Consider the following 22,704-nt stretch of genomic DNA (forward strand, 5'->3'; position numbering starts at 1 on the left):
ACTTCATTTTCTTAAAATTTAATGATTGTGCGCAAAGAGTAGTTCATGCCACGTTCATGCGCATAATATCTAAATCGGTCTGTATATTCCTTATATAATGTGTTGAGAATGTTGTCGCCTACTAACATTACCTTTATTTCCCTGTTGCTGGGCAGCTTGAAAGCAACGTCTGCTGTGGTGCCAAGCAAGAAGTAAGGGTCGGGCGATACTGCCACTAAATCCTTGTTGGGATCGAAGCGTTCCTGTTTTGTGACATAGTTGCCAGAGAGAGAGAACGATGCCTTTATCTTTTTCTCCGCACCGAAGATATGTTCATAGTTGGCTGACAGCCCATATTTGTCTGATGGCATGAAAGGCAACCAGTCGTCTCGTGTAATGTTGCGTGCAAATATCCATTCGCCTTTAGCTACGATACTGAGTCCTTTAACAGGATTTACTGTAGCCTCTATATCGCCACCATACAGTCTCACATCGTCCTGATCGTACATAAACTTGGCGTATTTTCCACTTGGACTGTTATGAAAACGATTAGCGCCATAACCGATATGGTCGTATATATAACTATTGATGTGTTGGTAGAACATACTTGGTTCTACAGATACCCATGTGTTGCGATATCTTGCGCCTAAGATGGACTTCCATCCACGTTCACTCTTTAGGTTTCTATTGCCCACTACCCAGTAAGAACCTTCTTGTAATCCGACGGCATAAAGTTCGTTGATGTCTGGTGGACGCCATGACCAACCGATGTTCGCACGCATGTCCCAGTTGTCGTTAAACTGATAGTGAGTGGCAAAGCTCGAGGTGAAATTGCTGTAAACCTTGAAGTCATCGTAATAGTCGTACTTGTTCAACGTGGTGTAACCGCTCACGCTCATTACTCTAAAGTCGTAACGCAAGCCCAATTCGCATTGCAATTTTTCAAAGAAAGTCGCCTTTTGCAACAAGAAGCCACCCATGGTGAGAGCCGCAAAGTTTGGTACAAAGGCAGGATTCTTGGTGCCTGGGAAGTTGTAGTTGATTTGGTATGTATTTGCTACACCTGCAAAGGTAGACATTTTGTAAGGCTTCCATGAAGCACGATATGACAAGTCGCCCTTGTATGTTTTCAATATAAGGTCTTGCATCGGGATGACGCTCCACTCCTTTTTCATACGGTTCTCGTACTCCTGTCGCAAGTTTTCTTGGAACGACAAGGTCAAATCCAGCGATTGCTTTGGGTTGATGCGATATTTCACCTCGCCCTTCAGCGTGAAGTGTTGTGATTGCTGGAAGGGTATACCAATTTCATAACTGAATGGTTGCAATGACGACTCTGTTGGACGACCAATGCGGAAACGTTCTTGTAGTTGTGCCAAGTCGGATATTTGACTGCCAAAATAGATACCAGAGCGTTGGTAGAACAAACTTGTAAGCACTGTTGCCGTGATGCGCTTGTTCTCAAAACCACCCATGGCAGACATGCTGATGTTGTTGTAACCCGTGTTATTCATAATGTATTCGGGCGTATGGTAGTCACCACCACGGGTATAGTTGCCGTGCAGGCGCAAACCGAAATTCTTCCAACCTGCCTCAATGCTTCCCGAACCGCTTATCCCTCGGGCATTGGTGTCATAGCCGATGTTGGTAACTCCTTTCACGATAGGCTTGTTATGTCCATAGGGTAGGGGCGCATCATTGAGCAATACCACACCTCCCATGGCACCAAAACCGTAACGGATACATTCAGCACCCTTTACAACCTCTACCATGCTGGCACCTGTATAGTCAATTTCTGGCGCATGATCGTTACCCCAACTCTGGCTCTCTAATTTCACACCGTTGTTCATCAATAGAATACGGCTACTGTGCATACCTTGAATAACTGGTTTAGCCACCGTACTACCAGCACTGATAGAACTCACACCAGGAATGGACTCCAACATTTTTGCCAACGAGGTGGCACCACCTTTTTCAAGTATGCTTTGATCCAGAGTCTTGGCTTGCTGCATGATGTCGGTGTGTCTCTTTTTAGATGTCACCGTTACACCACTTAATAGCTGAGCGTCTTCCTTTAGTTTGATGTTCAGTGTGCGTGTTTGAGTTGATACATAAGAAATGTAACTCTTATAGCCTACGAATGTGACAGTGATTTTCACCTTCTTATCGCTGTTGCCTAACTTCATAATGCAGGTTCCCGACTCGTTGGTGACGTATGTCTTACCGTTGCTATCTTTCACAACAGCTCCTAATATAGGCTCGCCCGTTAGCGCATCTGTAACTTGAAGGGTCACGCTACCCTCCTCGGCTTTTTCTGTGCTTACGTTTGTGCCATTGTATGCCTTCGTGGCAGCGATGCTTAGAAACAGCATCGTCAGCATTAGCAAGCATCCCTTGAAAAGGGAGTCTCGAGCCGATAGAATCTTTTGCGTTCGTTGTTCTTTTTTCGACATTTTTCTATTTTAATGATTGATTTTATATTAATTATCCTTTTGGAGTGCAAAGGTATTTCAACTTATTGATATAGAAAAATAATGTCCATACCCAAAAATGGGTATTTTCTTGTTGCTCCTTTTTGGGGTATAACTACTTTTAGCGAAAGCAGTTGATGCAGGTGAGCTTGTTGAATAAGTCGTGTTCCTCTTGTTTGGAATGTGGTCTGTGTACACATTATTTATTTTTATTGTGCGTAAATGCGGGTGTTGTACACATTTTTACTACCTTTGCCCTACTATCTCTTTGTTATAAGACGTAGTGGATGACAGCCCAGTGCCAGTCATCGAGTGACAGAACCGCATATTTATGAATAAACAAACGATGAAATCTAACAACCCTCAACTCACCAATAAGCGTTACCTTATACCCTTTGTACTCATCACCTCACTGTTTTTTCTGTGGGGATTTTCACGTGCCATCCTTGATGTGCTGAACAAGCATTTCCAAAACACGCTTGATATTACCATTACGCAATCGGCTTGGATACAGGTAACTACGTATTTAGGCTACTTCCTGATGGCAATTCCTGCAGGTTTGTTTATCAATAAGTTCGGTTATAGGAGAGGTGTGGTATTCGGGTTATTGTTGTTTGGAGTGGGGGCGTTGCTGTTCATTCCCAGTGCAGAGATAGGTCAGTTTTATGCCTATTTGGGTGCGTTATTTGTCATCGGTTGCGGTTTGGTGTTCTTGGAGACGGCTGCCAATCCTTACGTCACGGAGCTTGGTCCAGTGCAAACAGCGACCAGTAGGCTTAACTTGTCACAGAGTTTCAACGGATTGGGAAGTCTTTTTGCAACTTTGGCGGTAGGTCAATTCCTCTTTAATGGTACTTCTAATGGGGGTAACGTAGTGATTCCTTATACCATTTTAGGTATTTTGGTGTTGGGTATCGCTGTCGTTTTTATGCGTGTTGATTTGCCCGAAATCCAGCATGAGGTCACAGCAGAAGACCAAGCCCAAGGTAATCATTTTATCAAACTTTGCAAGCATCCCCTGTTTGTGTTCGGGTTATTGGCTCTCTTGGCATACGAAGTGGCAGAAATCTCTATCAACAGTTATTTCATCAACTTTGTGACAGGACAAGGGTGGATGTCTGATAATCAAGCTTCCATAGTCTTGACGGCAGCTTTAGCGTTCTTCATGGTAGGGCGATTCTTAGGAAGTTGGCTCATGCGTCACATCCTTCCCCAAAAAATGCTCTTGTATTGTGCAGTGGGGAGTGTGTGCAGTGTAGCACTGGTATTAATGGATATTGGAAAAGTTTCGATGATAGCCCTCATTGCTAACTATCTGTTTGAGGCAATCATGTTTCCCACTATCTTTGCGCTTTCATTGAGCCATTTAGGCAATCTAACAAAAAGTGCATCGTCATTATTGATGATGACGCCTATCGGAGGTTGTGGCTTCCTGTTGATGGGTTATCTTGCAGACACCACCAATATGTTAGTACCATTTGTTGTTCCTTTGGTGGGATATGCTGTTGTGCTGCTTTTTGCCGCTTATGTGTGTAAGCAAAAACCATGAAAAATTTTGGTGTAAAAGCCTTAGAAAAAATGAAGATTTGTACAATATTTTGACATTTTTATTTTTTCAAAATAGAGTTTTTATTCCTCTTTGATAGCCTTTATTTGAGTGTTTTTTCGTCTCAATTTCACTAACTCATTGAGATAACGCTCCCAGAACATGAGAATAGTGGGACAATTCCATTGTACTTGTTGTGCTATTGTCATGCTTTAAGCAGGTTGAAACATTGATATAATAGGACGTGTGAAGCACGATAGTGACGATAGTCGCTGATAATCAGACGATTGTATTTTTCGCGTATTTGCGACCAAGTAAGAGGGTGGTTGCAAATATGCAAGTTTTGGACGCCCTTGTCCTAATTTTTCATAATTATTACGCTCGATATTGAAGGGCTTTTTGGCAAACATCAAATTGATAATCCGAATCACTATTTTTGTGTCAGCGTATGAGAAAAATTGCAATAAAACATTCGTTGATAAAAAAAAGATTGCAAAAAAGTGTGGTTATGTCCTTTTTATTGTTATTTTTGCATTATAGACGTTTTGAACTGTTGAGTGTACCGTGGGGAAGGTGCAGCGCCATATCACCACAGTGTACAGTTTCTCTTGCTATCAAGAGATAACCTAAACAGACGAGATGTGAAACTTTTTTGCAAAAGCAAATAATTAACCAAACATTTATTATTAATCTTTTAATCAAAACAAGTGATGAGAAAAACTTTACTTTTGTTGGCTATGTTTGTAGCCTTTTGTTCTGCACAGGGATTTGCAGCCGATTTGGTGGCATCTACTACGTTGCCTACTGCAGGAACTCCTGAGCATGTATTTACCATTAAAAGTGCCAAGGGTACTCACATGAATGGTCTGACCTGTCCTACCAACACGTATGACAAATACGGGAAGTTTGCATTTTATGCAGTGGAAGGAAAAGACAACGCCTACTACATTTACAGCACTACAGAGAGTAAGTGGATTACTTACGAGGCTGCCGACGAGTATGAGGGCGGAAAGGCATTTGTGACTTTAGGTGCTGAAAAGGTTGATGCGTGCTATTTCTTCGCAAGCAAGACAGACGATGGCGCATACGACTTTGCTCCCGCAACGGCAGGAGGCGACAAAGCAGAGCAGTTCCTTAACTGGTATGGAGGTGTAGGAGAACAAACTCCATTGAATGGTACAGTTACAGTAGGTTTGTGGAAGGATCCAGCCAGAGTAGATCCAGGTAGCAAGTGGGTGCTTACCCTTGAAGCAGACGAGCCTAACCCCAATCCTGTAGATGGTGATTTCAAGGTGAACTTCGGCAAAGAAATTGATCCTGTCAACACCGACCGTAAGGTTACTGGTTTCTCTGTTGCAGGAACGAAGACCGCTGAACAAACTGTTGCCATAGAAAGCATTAAGCCGTATGTAAATTTAATGGAGGGCTCTTCTAAGACAGTGATTACCTGTAAGAGAAGTGAAGAGTTGACGGTTAAATTCCAATTTGCTGGTGCATGGATGAATAGCTATGTGTACATCGACACCAATAAAGACAAGCAGTTCAGCTTCAAGGATGGTCAAACCGACCAAACGGGTACAGAGCTTTATGCGTACAGCTTCTATTCGGGTAACTTCAGCGATGACAACCAAGGTGTGAACTCTAAGGGCGAAAGCCTCACGGGCAATGACCGCAACGTACTGAATCCACCGGCATTCAATGCTCCTGCAGAGCCTGGCGATTATGTTATTCGTCTGAAAGTAGACTGGAATAGTGTCGACGCAGGTGGTCAGATTGGTAAAGACGGCACATGCTACGGAGAAAATGGTATATTGGCAAATCGTGGAAAAATTATCGATGCCATACTACGTGTAACAGATGAGGTTATGAGCATTGCTGGTGTTGAGAAGAGCAACAACAAGCCTGTAGAATACTACGACTTGTCTGGTCGCCGCCTCAAAGGTGAACCTACCCATGGCGTATTTATCCGTAAGGGTGCCAAGACTGTGAAAGTGGTGAAGTAACCCAATCACATTTGACAAAATAATTGATGCGTACCTTTCCTGCTAATGTGCAGGAAAGGCACGTTTCTTTTTGGAGCAACAGTGTACAGATAGCTGGCACTGCCATGAAATCTGGTGGCAGTATCAATCGTACAAACATTCTAAACCTAAATATTTTCATTTCTATGATTCAGAAAACATTGTTATTATTTACCTTGATGGTGAACCTCTTTGCGTTGCATGGCAGCGCCGAAGTGTTGCAACCGTCGACCACCTTGCCTGCCGATGGTTGTCCCGAACATCTTTACACCATTACCAATGGCAACGGTTACAGCATGAATACACTAACTGCTCCTACACAAACCAATGCGAACTGCGGCCTGTTTGCCTTCTATGCGGTTGATGGAAAGACTGGAAGCTACTATATTTACAGCTACGGAGCCAAGAAGTGGCTCACCTATGCAGTAGGCGCATCGTATGGAACAGGTACAGCGTTCGTCACGCTCAGCGAGCAGAAAAACGAACACTGCTATTTTGTTACTTCGCCCGTTGGTAACGATGGCTATGAATTCTCACCTGTCACGGCACAAGGAGACAAGGCGGCATTATACTTGAACTGGTTTCAGGGCATTGGTGCAAGCAATCCCTTGGACGGCAAGGTGGCCGTAGGACTTTGGACAGATGGTGGCAATCGAGACAACGGAAGTAAGTGGAACATCAAGGAAATGGTACGCTATAGCTATACTATCAAGGTAACTGGAGCGGAAAAGATACAAATCAGGGGTGAGAACTATGTCTCTGGCGATGTTTACACCACCCTGCAACCATTGCAGCAATCCGATATTGTCGCACCACGTCAAACAGGCAAGTTTGCCGTTATATCCATCAACGACGCATTGCATCGCATCACGGTAGCTTATGCCAATACTCCCGTGCATCCAGCCGTTGCCACTTATGCCAACGCCGTGGTGTACCCTACACAACAAAACAATGTTGGAATGGCTGTTGCAACAGAGGAAAATGGAGTGTACACCTTGAGCAACAATGTGTTGGCTGCTTCGTTCATGAAAGTAGATGAACAACTGTATTTTGCTGGATGCAAAGCCATGAGTCTACAACCAGGCACCGAACTCTTTGTGGTGGCTTTTGGTAATGGCATGCGTGTTCCTGCCTCAGCCATGAAGTTAAGGAGCGTTGAACTTGTAAACTTGCCTGCCAACCCGCAAGCGGTGGGTGGTGCGGAACATTATCCCGGCAAGGTATTGGTGGCAAAATATGAATACCAGTTTGGCGATGCCACCCTGCAAACGGTATGGAAAGCCGTACTAAGGGACGGTAGTCACTACCTAAGAAGCGAAATGGAGATGACGGGTCTGGGCGATGTAGATATGCACAGCGTGATACCTCTTTCATATATGGTAGATACAAAAGCCGCTGGTAGTGTGCCACAGGTGGTGGGAAACACCCGTGGCGCTGTGATTTTGAGTAATCAGTTGTTTGCAGGATTGGAGAATCCCGTTGGATACAATACCGTGGGCAATGCGGTAGGAAACGACCATGCGTACGAGTTGGTGAGCAACAAAGAGGAGAATTTGCAGGTGGCATCATGGTTGCAGGTAGATGAGGCTCGTCTGCCCATGCGAGTAATTGAAGCTACAGGTGCAGCTTATCCGCAGGTTAATGCCTATACCATGCACGACTTTGTATTGAAGAAGAATCAAAAGGTGTCGGTAACGGTTAGCTATACTGGCGGTTCGCATCGGCTAAACTTAGGTGGAGCCGACTTGCTGGATGCTCACGGTGACGTTGCTGCCAGCGATTATCACAAGGGATATACGGGTTCTACCGAGAAAGATAATGCGTTTTCTTTCATTGCTCCTTACGACGGGACATTTAACTTGCGTGTCTTTGCGGAGACAAAGACCGAGACGATAACGGCTACCAGCAAACTGACAGTAGATATTTTCTCGCCCAAGGAAAACATCGTAGTGCAACAAGACTTGGTGCCAATACAGGGACTTTGGAGTAGAAACACTACCTTGAAAAATGGAGAAACGTGGAAAATATCAAGTGTTGTGGGATTAGTTGCGCAAGATGGGCAACAAGCCAATAACGACATAAATAAGACACAGAAACGCCGTTCGTTCCTTGCTTACTCCGAACGTGAGCGCGCAGTACCATGGCATTCTAACCCAGTTTACATCTCATGGTACGAACTGAACATTGATCGCAACAACGCTTTGGACCCCACAGGCAACATGAAAGCCAGTCAGGTGCTGAACATACTTAATCAATGGAAAGAAAAACTCTACGACCGTTATGGCGTAGCCCCCAATAGTTTTGTGATTGATGATGGATGGGATAACTACGGAACGTGGACGTTTCATGCAGGCTTTCCTAACGAAATGCGTGACATTGCAGCCAAAGCAGCTACAATGGGTGCAGGTGTTGGTGCATGGTTAGGACCCGTTGGCGGATATGGACAAAGCGGAGAATACCGCAGAAACTATTGGAAAAGCAAGGGTGGCATGGTGCTTTCAAACCCTGCCTACTACAAAGTGTTCTTGGATGCGGCTACCAATCTCACTCAAAACAACGGAAACTTCAACTTTTTCAAGTTTGATGGCATCTCCGCACAGTTCTCTGCAACAGGTCCAGACAAGGGTGATGTGGGCAATGAAAATGCTGAAGGTATCATCCGTTTGGAGCGTTATGTGCGTGAAAGACTCAAGCGCGATATCTTTTTCAACACTACGGTAGGTACCTGGGCCAGTCCTTTTTGGTATCATTTTACGGATGCTACTTGGCGACAGGAGGGCGATTATGGAACCATTGGCAACAACGCTATTGATCGAGAAAACTGGATTACTTATCGCGACAGACTGGTGTACCAAAACTATGTGGCGAGTTCACCGCTGTGTCCTATCAATACCTTGATGACTCATGGGTTCATTCTCACCCGCTTTGGACAGGTGAGCAAGAATATGGACTATGAGGCATGCAGACGTGAGTTGCGTTGCGCCTTTGCCTGTGGATCGGGTATGGTGGAACTGTACAACGACTATGCCTTGATGAACAATATCGCTGACGGCAAATTGTGGAGCGACTTAGCAGAGTGCATACAATGGCAGAAACGCAATGCCGATGTCTTGCCCGATATACATTGGGTTGGTGACAATCCTTGGAATGGCGTCAAGACAGCGGTTTATGGTTGGGCTGCATGGAATGGAACAAAGTCGGTGTTGACGCTTCGCAATGGTGGAAATGACGAGCAAACATACCAGTTTACACTTCGTGAGGCGCTTAACATTCCTGCCAACGTGAATGGAAGTGTAGTATTGCGCAAATCGTTTGGCGAACAAGCTGCTTTGAATGGGCTGAAGGAGGGTGTATCCATTGACATAGACCGCTCCCTTATCGTAAAATTACCAGGCAGCAGCGTGTATAGTTTCGAAGGCTTGGATGCTTCGGTGTCTGCCGTAAATGTGACATCCATCGCCCTTGTCGCTGAGCGTGACAATAGACAGGTAGAAGTTGGCAAGACCTTTGTGCTGCGAACCAATGTGTTGCCCACCGATGCTACTTATCCCGTCTGTGCGTGGACATCGAGCGACACAGGGACGGCAACTGTGTACAACGGTTGTGTAAAAGGACTGAAGCCAGGAAAAGTAATGATAAAAGCGATGGCATTGGACGGCTCGGGCGTGGAGACAGAAATCGAGATAGAAGTAGTGAAGGCGACGATAGGTGAGCAGCAACCATATGCCGTGAACTTTGACAAACAGACACAGCCAGTAAATACACAAAGGCATTTGAACGCAATCTCACTCACAGCGGACAACAACACGGCGCAACTGGTGACGATTGGCAGTAGGATGCCTTATGTAGACCTTACTGCCGACGACGCCAAGCGTTTTGTTTGCAAGACTGGAGCGACACTGACGGTAAAATTTGATTATGCTGGTACTTGGATGCATGGCTATGTGTATGTTGATGAAGACCATGACAAGCAGTTCTCCTTCTTAGAGGAAAATACCAATCAGCAAGGCAGCGAGCTACGTGCTTTTAGCTTTTACTCGGGCAATGCGTTTCAAGATGAATCGGGAGTAAATTCCTTAGGAGAGAACATTAGTGGCAATGCGCGTAACATTCTTAATCCACCATCGTTCACGGCTCCCAAGAAGACTGGCGACTATCGCATGCGGTTCAAGATTGACTGGAACAGTGTAGATGCTGGTGGACGCAAGGCAGTTGACGGCACTTGTACGGGGTACAATGGCATACTGACCAATGGAGGTGTGATAGTGGATGCTATCTTGCAGGTTGAGAATGACTTAACTGACATTGAACAGGTGGAAACAGATAGTGTGGGGCAACCTGTTTTTTATGATTTGCATGGCAGGCATTTGGATAAAGCACCTGTGCATGGCGTGTATATACAGAAGAGCAATTCGGCAAAGAAGATTGCAAAATAGACTTGTTTGCCTGTAACATTACAAAAATGCAATGCGTATGAACAAACCGAAACGGTGGGATTTTTGTTCATACGCATTTTTCTTGAGGGATATGGTTTGCTTTACGGTTGTGGCAAGAAAAGGATGTTGTCGGGTAATGGACGCTCCGTGATATTGCGACTGGCATAGCCTACCTGCAATTCCTGTCCCATGTAGTCTTCAAAGTATCGAACCTCAATTTCATGAAAACCTGGCTCGAGTGCCACTTTTCCTTCAGCTCTTCGTGCACTGTGTCCGCCATCGTTGTCAACAACCAATTGGTTATCAATCAATAATTTGCTACCGTCGTCTGAGTAGGTGTAGAAGCGATATACGCCACGTTCTTTTATTTGGATGTATGCACGGAAGATATAAGCAAAATGGTCGTTTTGCTTTGCGTTGCTGATAAAGAAGTTTTTCATTGTTCCACTCTCTACCTTTTTCAACGTGTGAATGTCTTTGGTGTGCTTAATCTTACCTTCAAAATACGTGTATGCTACCCCCTGCTTGGATGGCTTCACAGGTTTTGCTGGCAGATAGTTCATCGTTCGTTCATCTTTCGATGTGAGTGCAGACGGATAGTAGAAAGTGTCTTCTTTCTTCTTGGCTGTCCGTACCCATGTGTCAAATTTGCGCTGACCTTCGTATAGCTCGATGATTCTACCGCCACGGTCTACTTTTCCATACGCATCAAGACCACTCGCACGACCATAACCTAAGGCAATATTATATTCCATGCCGATAAAATCGTTGTCGTGGTCGTGTCCGCAAAACACGCCCATTACATCTTTCATGTCGATGAAGGAAGCAAACATGCCCGAATTGATATTGGATGAACAGACCTCACCGTCTCCATAGTTCCCCAAGTAATCGTTGCGAGCCACGACATGCTTGAACTCTACCAGCGGTATATGAAAGAAAGCAAGTGCTGGGAGTGGCTTATTACTGTTGGCTTGGGTATATTTCTTACTTTCTGTCCGATACCATTGTATTTGGTCAAAGTGTATCCAATCGTATGCACCATACTCTTTGATTGGCTGATAGTCGTTGGAGTCAATGCAATAAATCAAGGCTGCTGGTTTGTCGCTGCTCTTATTTGAAGAATAAATAGGAATAGAACAGTTGCCATACCCCGTGATGTTGGTTGCCCCTATACATCCTGCGTAATAGGGAGAGGCTGTAAGCTGTTGGTATATTTCTTTTTTACTCCTCACCTCGGCATCATGATTTCCCATTACAACCACAAAGGGCAGATGAGAATTTTCAAAGATTTGGATGATTGATTTCCAACCTTCTGCGGCAGGTTGTTCGGTTACAATGTCGCCTGTAAGAATGGCGATGTCGGGCTTTTCAGTTTGTATGACCTCCTGAATGATTGCTGAAGTTTGCTTACAATTAGCTGATTTCGCATCCCAGTGAATGTCTGTAAATTGAGCTATCCTAAACTTTCCGTCATGGAAACGGAACGTGTGTTGACTCCATACATTAAAGGTGGTTAGGAATGTCAATAGCAATGACAAGAAAAGTGACTTTTTCATTATTTGTAAGAATGGATAAATGAATAAATTTTATAATTGGGCAGCGCCTAAAATATTACTGTCTTTGAGCTTAGAAAAGATGATTTGAACGCCTTCGGCTTCTTTCGGGAACAAGAAATTTTCGTGCATCGACTCATACATTGATTGCTCAAAGAGAGAGTGCGACAAAGAGATTCCGCCTCCGATGATGATGGCTTCTGGGTTGTATGCGTACAGAATTACTTGCAATAATTTTCCTAAATGGAAGCCTAATTCTTTCCATTTTTCGAGTGCGGCTTGGTCTCCTTGTGCGGCTTTCAATGCTTCTTGCTGCCCCGTTGTATGCCATTTGTTGAACAACTGACTGCTGGTGTAGTCTTCGTAGATGCTATCCAAATAAGGAATACAGCCGATTTCGCCAGCACCAGTATGAACTCCTCGGTACACCTCTTTGTTGATAACGATGCCGGCACCGACACCTGTTCCCAAGGTGATGCCTACAAAGTCTCTGAAAGGTTGCCCCGCTCCCAGCACATTCTCTGCGGCAACAAAGCAATTCACGTCATTGTCTACCCTTGTTTCCAAGTTAAAGCGTTGTTCAAGAATTTCCTTTAGATGTACCTCTGTCCACGAAGGTATGTTTTGAACATGGTACACAATGCCCTTCTTGTAATCTACAATGGAGGGTACTGCTATGCCTATGCGTTCAACTGATGATTGGTTGAGCCGTGTTATCATTTGTGCGATTTGCTCTAACACTTCATTTTGAGTTCCGTTGGCAAGGCATGGCTCTTGCAAGGAGGCTTCAATTTGCCCATTTCTTACTCTCGCAGCTCTAAGATTGGTGCCACCAAGGTCGATGGCTATACATGTTGTCGTTGTTTGATACATGTTTGTTTTTTTTATCAATAAAAGTGTTAGAGGGAATGTTTACCAACCCCAACCTGTTGTTCTAATTTTTTGTCACTCCAAAGTAAGATGACTTTAAAGGGTACGTTCGTTTGAATAGTGACCTTAGGCTTCTCCTCTTTAGAGTTGCGTTTTTGTACTTTGAAGGAAATAAGTCCATCCTGACCATAAGGATACTTATCAATGCCATAAGCATCTAACAGGTTGACATCCATGGTAATGGTGTTCTGTTCATGGTTAGCTCTAATGCCAAAGATGTATTCGATGAGCTCGGCAATGGGAGGAAGCCCTGTCCAACCCACAAAGTCCTTGCGAGCCATGAAGCCGGGATTGCTACTTTCGGGTGCATAATATTCAAAGAAAGTACCAGTCTTCTTGTATACCTCCAGCACGTTGTTATAATGATTCATGGTAATATCCCATGCCAACTGCCGATATCCTTTGTCTACGAGCCCGGAGATGATCATGTAATTGGTGCCTGGCCATACGCCTCCAACCCAATAACGCCCATTAGCCTTGTATTTAGGATGACTATGCGAGAGGGAAGGGATGCGATGCGGACGATTAAACTTCGTGGTATCGGTCAAGTGAGCAACCAGTTTGTCCAACCGTTCTTTGGACAACACGTCGGTATGTAGCGCCCAATAGGCATAGATACCTTGTGTAGTGCTAAGACTGTTGTCTGCATATTGGTCATAGAGAAAGCCATCTTTGTCGCTCCACATGTTGTCGTTAATGTATTGTGAAAGGTGCTTTATGTCATCTTCGAAGGTTTCTATCTCTTGCCAACGTTCCAAGTAGAAGCCCATTTTCAACAAAATCTTAGCCACCATAATTTGTTGCAAGCAGGCATCTAACCATATCATGTGTCCATGACTGTAGATGGTGTTGTATCCGTCTTGTACTCGTGGCATGTTATCCATGCCCGTTCCCCAGCCACTCGACCAATAAGTACCATTGCGCCAAGTACGATTTAGCTTTAACCATTTGTAGTATGCTGCCAGTACAGGGAAGACCTTGTTGAGCCGATTGTCATCGCCAAACTGTGTATAATACAGCCATTCGGACCATGGCAGAATATTGGGACCCGTGCTGGTAGGGTCGTATCTGCCGAAACAATCGCTACCATCGGCACGTATCTCTCTACAAATAAAGCCGTCGGGATGTTGCTTGGCATAAAAGTTGTCTAAGCTTTTTTGAAATGGGAAGAAGTTTTTACCATATCGGCAGAACATCGTGATAAAGGCATTGTCCCACATAAAGATGTTTCCATTGTAGGCTGGAGCGATATAACTGGTTACAAATCCAGAGTCATCTAACGGCTGACAGATGTTTTTAATCCCTATTTCCCATGCCTTCCAGTACATCTCTATTTCCTTGTTGTGCCCTTCCCAATAGGGAGATGGCAACACTTTTTTGGCTTGTGCAAAGGTTCCCGGTTGGGTCTTCTCAACCTTAGCCGTACGAAAACTGTTCTCTGCCACTAACGTTTCCATGACGTAGGTGTTCTTGTAAGGAAGTTTGTACAAAGGTGACCCCGACGATATTAGGTTTTGTGCCATCATGTTCAGTGGCAACATGATACCGAGGAAGAGAAGAAGTTGATTAAGTTTTTTCAGCATAATTGATGATGTAAGCTTTGATAAGTTATCTTGCGATAGGATTTCTTTATAGTACATTCCAGTTTTTTGTTTGTATCTTATGTGTGACTGGTAAGTGTAATTTAGAGTATTGACGATTTTTGAGACGAATAGAGCAATCCACAATTATAGTCGCATCAGTTTTTTAATCTTCCAGAAGATTTCCGTATTGTCCATGAATCCAGTAAATTCTTCTGCACCAGGGCCGAAAGCGTATACGGGAACCATAACGCCAGTGTGACCAGTGCTTGCAAATTTTGCTTCAATGCGTCCAGTTGCTAAGTCACCCCCGTGTAAAGTAAGACCTCCCGTTTCATGGTCAGCAGTTACGACAACTAACGTTTCACCATCTTTGGCAGCCCATTTCATGACTTCACCAATGGTACGGTCAAAGTCGTGCAGTTCTTTCATGAGCATATCCAGTTGATTAAAATGTCCATAGTCGTCTAATTGTGACCCTTCAACCATCATGAAAAAGCCATTCTTGTTTTGATTCATTAAGCTGATACCTTTCATGGTAGCGCGAGCAAGTAAGTCGCCACGCTCATCAGGAAGGGGAGTGTCCACCTCGTAAGGCACGCAGAATACCTTTCCGCTTTCCCATTTTTCTAATTCCTCCCACGTCCTGGCAATGTAGTAGCCTTGATTTTTCAACTCTTCGAAGATGTTACGACCATCTTTCCTGTTCGTGAAATACTTGGCTCCACCACCAAAAGCAAAGTCAACGCCACTGGTTGGATAGTCAGCTACGATTTCCTGTTCGTTATCCCTGTTGATGTTATGGCAGCAGAAATCGGCAGGCGTGGCATCCCATAAGCGACATGTCACAGCAATTCCCGCATCTTTGCCTTTTCGTTTTGCAAGATCTATGATTGTTGTAAGCGGTTTCCCTTCTGGGTCAACCCCTACAGCATGGTATTTCGTTTTGTGTCCTGTTGCCAATGCTGTGCCACCTGCGCCCGAGTCGGTGATGAGCTTATCGGTGCAATGAGTAGCCGACAGTCCAATGTATTGTGCGTTGTCGAGCCATAAACGTCCTCGATTGCACACCCAAGCGGCATAGACATCCATCAGCGACATGCCGTCGCCTATCATTAAGATAACATTTTTTACTTTCTTACCTTTGGGAGCTTTGAGCTTTTCAACCTTGTATGGGTGCTCCATGGTGTATGTTTGCATGTTGGTATTTTGTGCAAATCCATAATGGATGCTTCCAAGGAGTAAATATAATATAATTGATAGTTGTATCTTCATTTTTTTCAAATAAGAAAGGACAACTTGACCGTACGTACATTTGTAGTAGTCAAGTTGTCCTAAGGTTTTTACTCTACACTCGCTTCTATAGAAATTTTGTATGCAGTCAACTTCCCAATGCTCTCAGGAACGGTTTCTCTTAAGACCCAGGATGCAGGGGCAAGGACGAAAATGGCATAATCCGTATTTTTGCAAGCAATTGACAGATTGTATCCCACTATGTCTTTTGCCAATCCATTTAACTCGTCAACAATATTGCTCTTTACTGTTCCTATAATAATATTCTTTTCTTTTGAGGCGAAACTGTTGAGAATAGGAGCAGCTGTCCGAATCTGTTTAGAGGTATTGAAACGTATGGTTGAGAATGGCACCAATATGTCAAGAGGTTTTTCAACATTTGTTTTTGTCATGATAGGAAGATACTTCAGGTTGCATTCACTTGAAATATGGATGCTTTTTTCTTCATTAATCTTATGGTTGAAAAGAATTGTACTCCCCTCTATGTTCATTCCTGCATATTTTTGGAAAGCAAAGCTGCTAAAACGGTTAGTATTTACAGCGAGTATTGTCGTACCTACCTGAGCATTATAGACTTGTGGGTAGTTTATGACGTCTGAACGGTCAACGACAGCGATGGATATCTTCTTGCCGTTGGAGTTTATATAGTTTGACACTTCTCCATAATTTTCTATGGGTTTATCTTTAAGTTCAGAAATGAAATAAAAATCAACAGTTTTGTTCTTGTCCCATTCCTTCTTTTCTTCTATGGACTGATTGTTGGGTATTACTCCCCATTCTTCTTTTAGGCATGAGGATAAAAGTAGACAACCGAAAGCAATTGCGATATATTGAATTTTCATAAGACATGATTATTTAAGTTGTAAAATAGACAATACAGGACAGTGGTCTGATAATTCTTTTTGGTTTAGAAATCTCTCAAGAACTTTGCATGATTGTAAATACCATTGTCCTTTCGAACCAAAGATAAAATCTATTTTGGACACTCCCATATATGTACCATTGTCGTTATCCATTCTTTCGTAACGAGTGAGATATTGATTGATGACTGAAGAACCAACTCCCTGATTCATATCGCCAGTTAAGATGGTTGGGAGGTTAGAACTCGTTATTTCGTCAGAAGTGATTACTTTTGCTTGTTCCAATTGCCCGCCAATATGGTCAAGGTGAGTTGAAATAATGCGGATTGTTTTGCCCGATGGTAACAATACGTCTGCAGCGATAACGCTACGTTGGTCGGCAGAACCTTTAGGGCGAGGTAACTGTTTACTTATGACGTTCATGATGGGATAACGGCTGAGAATGGCGTTGCCATACAATTCGTTCATACAATACTTGTAATTTGCTTCAGGATATTCACCTTGTTTGTTAGAAAGATTATAAGAATAACCGAACGTTCCAAACATATGAAGATTTAATGCGAGTTCTTGAACAACATCCCTGAATTTACCATTCTTTTGTTGTCGAGAGCTACGGTTTTCCACTTCGTTTAAACAGATGAAGTCGGCTTGTTCTCCTTTTAGTAAATCAGCGTAAGGTTTTGTATCAAAATCAGGTTCAAATGACCTGACGTTGAATGTGATTACCTTTACTGTCTCTTGCGCGTAAATAGGAATGACGCACAGTAATAATATTCCTAATAGTATCTTTTTCATGTCAGTATGTATTAATAACCTTTATTTTGCTTTAAATTTCCTCCATTGCTTTTCTTTACTTCCGAATCTGGAATAGGGAAGACTTGGTTCTTGACGGGGTCGAAGTTTCTGGCAGGCCATATTTCGCATTCTTGAATACTTGTAATTTTCATTCCATCAGTAGATGAGATGATGCCATGTAAAGGCTTGGCGTATGCTGTCTTCGCATCTCCCCATCTTACAAGGTCGAGATGGCGACTTGGCTGGAATTCAAAAGCAAGTTCACATCTTCTTTCATTTTTCAATTGGGCTTTTGTTGCATGCGAGTTAAGAGGTAGTCCTGCTCGTTGACGTATTTGGTTTATTAACCCAATGGCCTCGGAATTTCCTTCTCCTTTAGTCCAAATAAGTGCCTCTGCTTTCATCAGAATAATATCTGCATAGCGTATAAGTGTCATGCCCAGAGTATTGCTGGCATTGTTGCCACTTGGATTAAGTGTCTTTCCAATACAGTCAGCCGATTCAAAAGGTGCCATAAATTTTTTGAAGAGCATACCAGAGGTGCTTGATATCTCACGTGGATTAACGCCTAACTGTATGTTATGACCAATAAATTGAATGTGTTGTCCAGGGTATAATATTGTAGCATCTCTCCGCTGGTCGTTCTTTTCGTAAGCTTTATACAATTCTAAGGTTGGCTGAAAGTACCCCCATGTGTTGAAATATCCCCAACCTCCGTTTTGGAAAGACATTCCATGGAATTTAGGTCCTTCTTTGGCATTGCCCAACAATGAGAATATGTATTCTTGGCAAAAATTGTTTTCTGGTCGAAATAGCTGAGCATAGTTAGGATATAAACCTCGTTTGTCTTTTCCGCTCATGTTAATGACTTTGTCACACAGTGCGATTACTTTATCATAATACTTAGAATTGAATTGTGCCGCATATAGTGCCGCACGTGCAGCAAAGGCCCATGCCGCAGCTTTGTGTGGGCGACCGTATTCTGATTCAGGTAGCTCAGAGAAATAGGGTAGAAGGCTTGCTGCCTGCTCCATATCCTGAATTATCATGTCGTAGTTTGCCAATACGGAAGAAGGTCGAGGTTGGTCTAATTCTGCCGTTGGCGTTTTTTCTGTAACAATAGGAATTCCACCATTAGGACCATTGTCTCCATAGAAGGGAGCCAACCACAAATATGCAAAAGCACGGTAGAAAAGGGCTTGTCCAATAGCGTTGTCTTTTTTCGTATTGGATATATTCATCTCGGGAACATTACGTAAGACATCGTTTGCCTTTGCTATTAATTGATACATATAGGGCCAGTTGTCTTTTGCATCGCGACCATTAGATGCAGACATTTGAAAGTTTTTTATTTGTGCGGCTTCTGCTTGGGGACGTCCTGTCACTATATTGTCGCTGCAATTTTCAAACCACATAAATCCACGTCCAGTGACTCCTTCTTTGTATGTAAATTCGTGGAACGCATTAAGAGCTTTGTCTACATCTGATTCTGTTTTCCAAAAGTTGACAGAACCCTGCAGTCCATAAGGCTCGAATTCTAAAAAGTCATTGCAACTACTTGCAAGTACAGTAAGTAATATTGCAAATGTGATGTTTCTTATATTCATTTTATAGATGATTTTAGTAAGGTTAGAAATTAAAATTAAGCCCGAAATTAAATGATCGTGAAATAGGATATGTACCCGCGTCAATGCCAAAGTTTCCAACTTCAGGATCTATACCAGTGTAATCTGTAATGGTTAAGAGATTTTCGCAATTTAGATAGAATCTGATAGTGGTATTTGTGAAACCCAATAGTTGTGTGACAGACTTTGGACAAGTATAGCCTACAGTTATGTTCTTCAATCTTAGATAGCTTCCATTTTCCAAATAAAAGTCCGATGGATTGGTGAAGTTACCATTAGGGTCACTTATTAATGCCAAACGTGGAATGCCTGAAGTCTTATCGTAATCCCATGCATTTAATATAGAACTCAACATGTTCCCTCCTTGCTGTCTTCCCGTGAGTGTCATTTGCTTGAATCCGTTATAAATTGTAGATAGTCCTACTCCTTGGAATTGGATACTGAAATCTACGCCTTTGTAGGATGCATTACCTCCAAAGCCAAAAGTTATTTTTGGCATATAACTCCCCATATATTGGTTGTCATCTGCATTAATTTTTCCATCGTTATTGAAATCAACATATTTCAAATCTCCAGGTTTAGCGTTAGGCTGTATAATGTTACTTATGCCTGTTTTTGGGTCTGTCCATTTGTAATTGTTTATTTCATCTTGCGTCTGGAAAATACCATTTGTTTTCAAAACATAAAACGAATACCAAGGATGGCCAACTGTAGAACGAAGTGGACGTTGGCTGTTTATCACGACATCGTGTTCCAATGTGCTTCTTGCTCCTAAGTCAAGCACTTCGTTATGGACGGTAGCAAGGTTGGCATTGAGGCCAAATGTAAAGCCGTGTATTTTCTTTTGGTAGTTGGCACCGAATTCCCAACCCTTATTAACAACATTACCTACGTTTCCGTATGGTTCCACGGCAATACCTGCAACAGAGGTGACTGGCACTTTCTCAATTAAGTCTTTGGTATGCTTGTTGAAATAGTCAATGGTTAAGCTCAGCTCGTTGTTGAATAGGCCTAAGTCCAGTCCTACACCCCATTGTTCAGTAGTTTCCCATTTTAAGTTTTTGGTTCCTATAGATTCTGCGTAAGTTCCGTATACGATATTGTCCAAATTTTTGCCATAGATAATCGGCCATTCTGTTGTTCCTAACGGGACATTCCATGAATATCTGGGTACTAATGCAACATTACCCACCTGCCCCCAGCTTGCTCGTAACTTAAAGAGACTAACAATGTTTTTTATCGGTGCGAAGAAAGGTTCGGATGAGATTTTCCATGATCCTGACAAAGCAGGGAATATACCAGAGTTATTGTTTTTATATAGTTTAGACGTGGCATCTCTTCTCACGCTGGTAGTCGCAAAATATCTGTCTTTCCACGAGTAACCTATTCTCCCAAAGAAAGACATCATTGATTCTTCCCATAAGTTTTCAGAAGGTTTATATTTACTCCAATCACTTGCTTGTCCGAGTGTCGAAGAGTGACGGTCTTCTTGATCGTATCCCGTAGTGTAAATGCCATAAGATTTATATTTGTCATATTTCATGGTGAAGCCGGCCATGACACTTAAATGGTGTTTGCCGAATACCTCTGCATAGGTGGCTGTATTCTCCCATAGCCAGTTGCTCAGACGGCTATGCTCGATGTTGTGTCTATTCTCTTCCGATTGGTTTCCTGGCTCGGGTATTTTGTGTATAAATTCATCAAATTCAGTGTCTATAAGTCCAGATGTAAACTGAGATTTTAATGTCAATGCAGTGATAGGTTTGAGTTCCAGTGATGTGGTGGAAAATAATTTATGTGTTGGACGTTTTTGGTCTAACCTTTGCAGCATGGCTAAAGGATTTCTAAATTCACCGTAGCCACTGATACCTTTTGCTGCAGCCCATCTTGGTGTGGTTCCATGATAAAGAGGATGCTTATATTCATCGTAGAGGATGTTACCTTCTTCATCGGTGTCATAGAGCGTAGCAGAACGTGGAAAGAAAATAGCATTTGGTAAAACTCCTTCGTGTCCTGTTCCTATGTTTCCTTGTCCATTCGTTAGCTGGTATGTAACTTGCTCACTAAGTTTTAGCCATTTGTTTATTTGAAAGTCTATGTTTCCCTTGCTTCCCAATTTATTGGCGAATGTATTATTCAGAATGCCTGTATCCTTGTCATAACTAATTGATGCAAATCCTTTTAGATTGCCTGCTCCTCCTGAAAAAGAGATGGCATAGTGCTCAAGGTACCCTTTTCTAAAGATAGCATCTACCCAATCTGTTCGTGTTACATTTCCATATGGATATATGGCAGGGTTAGCAGTAGAGGGAAGTTTGCCACCATAAATTTTAACAGCATCAGCCCATACTTTATTGTATTGTTCGGCTGTAAGTGTAGTTGGTAGGTTGATGGCACTTTTTATACTTTTCGATATATTAAAGTTCACCTTTATCTTTCCCTCTTTAGCTTGCTTTGTTGTGATAACGACAACACCGCCCGAACCTACACTTGCGCCATAGATGGCTGCTGATGCTGCGTCTTTTAACACTGTGATGGTTTCAATATCTTCAATGTTGTAAGGTGCACCAGGAACTCCGTCTACAATGTATAATACGCCATCACCACTGTTATAGCTATGGTCAGTGCCTCGTGACCCTCGTCCTCGAATAGATAGAGAAGCTTCCGAGAGAGGGTCTCCACCATTATTCTGGACCATTACTCCAGGCATTGCTCCCTGTAACATGGATGCCAAATTTGAAGGACGACTCTTCATGGATTGATCTATCTTTACAGATGCGACAGCTGTTGAGAGGTCTTGTTTACGTTGGTTTCCGTAGCCTATGGCGACCACCTCAGACAACATGTTGGTATCTTCTTTCAATACGATATTCAGTGAACTACCAACAACTTTCACCTCTTTTGGGGAAAAGCCGACAGATGAGACGTGTAGTATTGTGTTCTGAGTGGCGTTTAATGTAAATTTACCATTCACGTCTGTGACTGTACCGTTGCTGCTACCTACAATTTTAATGGTAGCACCAATAACTGGTTCTCCATTAGTATCGGTTACGGTTCCTGTAATGTGGTCAGCTTTCTGCTGACTCATCTCTACCTTGTTTGCATTTGCATTATATGCAGATGCCATTGTAGGCAAACACAGTGTCAGGGCTGTTAAAGCGGTGACTTTGAACAACTTGTTTTTGTTGCCTACTAAAAAAATAAACTTCTTCATGCAGTTGAAATTAATAGTGATAGTATAATTGATTTAGATTTCTCTTTTTGCCATGCAAAGATAATTAGCGTAGCTTATATTTTTAGCATAAGTGGGTAAAAATAGATACGGTTCTTGTTCTTTTCATAGTTTTGTAATCTATTCGTGATAAATGAGTTGCTTGTATTTCTCTTTTATTGTTGAAAACTTCTTATTAGATTTTAAGACCTTCGGTTCAATGTTGCGAAATTAGTACTTTTCTATTGAAGGTAGATACGTATTTGCGTATTTTAATATTGAAAATGCGCAAATACATCAAATAACACATGGCTCTTTCATTAAAGGCTGGTTCTATGAATTACCGCCGCACATAGTCATTAAATGTTTATGAAATACGTTTTGTTATCTTTTGGCTTCTTTTT

At 42.7% G+C, this 22,704-nt stretch carries 13 protein-coding genes; 3 read left to right on the forward strand and 10 right to left on the reverse strand.

Annotated elements, in window-relative coordinates; all coding sequences use genetic code 11:
• Positions 1-11: 11 nt before the first annotated feature.
• Positions 12-2,432: a TonB-dependent receptor gene (locus tag HMPREF9304_RS03860; protein ID WP_036926618.1), complete on the reverse strand. Its 2,421-nt coding sequence runs from the start codon at positions 2,430-2,432 to the stop codon at positions 12-14.
• 364 nt (positions 2,433-2,796) lie between these two features.
• Between HMPREF9304_RS03860 and HMPREF9304_RS03865 the strand changes: the two genes are divergently transcribed.
• Positions 2,797-3,999: a sugar MFS transporter gene (locus tag HMPREF9304_RS03865; protein WP_036926619.1), complete on the forward strand. Its 1,203-nt coding sequence runs from the start codon at positions 2,797-2,799 to the stop codon at positions 3,997-3,999.
• Positions 4,000-4,079: 80 nt separating this feature from the next.
• Here the strand turns inward: HMPREF9304_RS03865 and HMPREF9304_RS15155 are convergent, their stop codons facing one another.
• Positions 4,080-4,205, reverse strand: a complete 126-nt coding sequence (locus HMPREF9304_RS15155) for a hypothetical protein (protein WP_257995988.1) — start codon at positions 4,203-4,205, stop codon at positions 4,080-4,082.
• A 501-nt stretch (positions 4,206-4,706) separates the two neighbouring features.
• Between HMPREF9304_RS15155 and HMPREF9304_RS03870 the strand changes: the two genes are divergently transcribed.
• Positions 4,707-5,999, forward strand: coding sequence for a hypothetical protein (locus HMPREF9304_RS03870; protein ID WP_156104754.1), 1,293 nt, complete (start codon positions 4,707-4,709; stop codon positions 5,997-5,999).
• Between the two features lie 26 nt (positions 6,000-6,025).
• Complete coding sequence (locus HMPREF9304_RS03875; RefSeq protein WP_036926623.1) at positions 6,026-10,453, forward strand: Ig-like domain-containing protein; 4,428 nt, start codon at positions 6,026-6,028, stop codon at positions 10,451-10,453.
• 101 nt (positions 10,454-10,554) lie between these two features.
• On the opposite strand, the gene HMPREF9304_RS03880 is transcribed toward HMPREF9304_RS03875, so the two are convergent.
• From HMPREF9304_RS03880 to HMPREF9304_RS03915, 8 genes are all read right to left on the reverse strand, one after another.
• Complete coding sequence (locus HMPREF9304_RS03880; protein WP_036926625.1) at positions 10,555-12,009, reverse strand: PA14 domain-containing metallophosphoesterase; 1,455 nt, start codon at positions 12,007-12,009, stop codon at positions 10,555-10,557.
• A 30-nt stretch (positions 12,010-12,039) separates the two neighbouring features.
• Positions 12,040-12,879 carry an ROK family protein gene (locus HMPREF9304_RS03885; RefSeq protein ID WP_036926627.1) on the reverse strand — a complete coding sequence of 280 codons (840 nt, stop codon included), beginning with the start codon at positions 12,877-12,879 and terminating at the stop codon, positions 12,040-12,042.
• 26 nt (positions 12,880-12,905) lie between these two features.
• Entirely contained in the window at positions 12,906-14,519 is a 1,614-nt protein-coding gene (locus tag HMPREF9304_RS03890) for an MGH1-like glycoside hydrolase domain-containing protein (RefSeq protein ID WP_036926628.1), read from the reverse strand.
• Positions 14,520-14,663: 144 nt separating this feature from the next.
• Positions 14,664-15,791 carry an alkaline phosphatase gene (locus tag HMPREF9304_RS03895; RefSeq protein ID WP_036926631.1) on the reverse strand — a complete coding sequence of 376 codons (1,128 nt, stop codon included), beginning with the start codon at positions 15,789-15,791 and terminating at the stop codon, positions 14,664-14,666.
• A 68-nt stretch (positions 15,792-15,859) separates the two neighbouring features.
• Positions 15,860-16,651: a hypothetical protein gene (locus tag HMPREF9304_RS03900; RefSeq protein WP_036926633.1), complete on the reverse strand. Its 792-nt coding sequence runs from the start codon at positions 16,649-16,651 to the stop codon at positions 15,860-15,862.
• A gap of 9 nt (positions 16,652-16,660) precedes the next feature.
• Positions 16,661-17,464: an endonuclease/exonuclease/phosphatase family protein gene (locus HMPREF9304_RS03905; RefSeq protein ID WP_036926635.1), complete on the reverse strand. Its 804-nt coding sequence runs from the start codon at positions 17,462-17,464 to the stop codon at positions 16,661-16,663.
• Between the two features lie 11 nt (positions 17,465-17,475).
• Positions 17,476-19,071, reverse strand: a complete 1,596-nt coding sequence (locus HMPREF9304_RS03910) for a RagB/SusD family nutrient uptake outer membrane protein (RefSeq protein ID WP_036926638.1) — start codon at positions 19,069-19,071, stop codon at positions 17,476-17,478.
• 22 nt (positions 19,072-19,093) lie between these two features.
• Positions 19,094-22,303: a SusC/RagA family TonB-linked outer membrane protein gene (locus HMPREF9304_RS03915; protein ID WP_036926639.1), complete on the reverse strand. Its 3,210-nt coding sequence runs from the start codon at positions 22,301-22,303 to the stop codon at positions 19,094-19,096.
• Positions 22,304-22,704 lie beyond the last annotated feature (401 nt).

This window comes from Hoylesella timonensis S9-PR14, assembly GCF_000762405.1.
GTDB lineage: Bacteria > Bacteroidota > Bacteroidia > Bacteroidales > Bacteroidaceae > Prevotella > Prevotella timonensis_A.